Annotated in this window: 1 protein-coding gene; it reads left to right on the forward strand. The window is 48.8% G+C overall.

The features are described from left to right. Positions 1-36: 36 nt before the first annotated feature. Positions 37-625: TRAP transporter large permease subunit (locus tag R7044_RS26320; RefSeq protein ID WP_225456130.1), on the forward strand; the 589-nt coding region annotated here is incomplete at its 3' end.

Consider the following 625-nt stretch of genomic DNA (forward strand, 5'->3'; position numbering starts at 1 on the left):
TCCTCGAACGATTCTGAGCACAAGGAGCGCTAAGCCATGGATATTTTACTACTGTTTTTAATGGTGATTGGCTTCATGCTCATTGGTGTGCCAATCGCAATTTCTCTGGGTCTTTCCAGTGTTCTTTTCTTAATGCTGCATTCCGATGCTTCTTTGGCGTCAGTTGCTCAAACGCTGTTTAACGCCTTTGCTGGTCACTATACATTGTTGGCGATACCTTTCTTCATTTTGGCCTCAAGTTTTATGTCGACAGGTGGCGTTGCAAAGCGAATCATCCGCTTTGCGATTGCCATTGTTGGTTGGTTCCGTGGTGGTCTCGCCATGGCTTCCGTTGTGGCATGTATGATGTTTGCAGCACTGTCTGGCTCTTCACCAGCAACCGTGGTCGCTATCGGTAGTATCGTCATTGCGGGGATGATCAAAAACGGTTACTCGAAAGAGTTTGCTGCGGGTGTTATCTGTAACGCAGGTACTTTGGGGATCTTGATTCCGCCATCGATCGTGATGGTGGTGTATGCTGCTGCGACCGATGTGTCAGTGGGGCGTATGTTCCTTGGTGGTGTGATCCCGGGTTTGCTGGCTGGCGTGATGTTGATGATCGCTATATACATTGCGGCGAGGATTA

It is taken from the genome of Vibrio sp. 1402, from assembly GCF_033340275.1.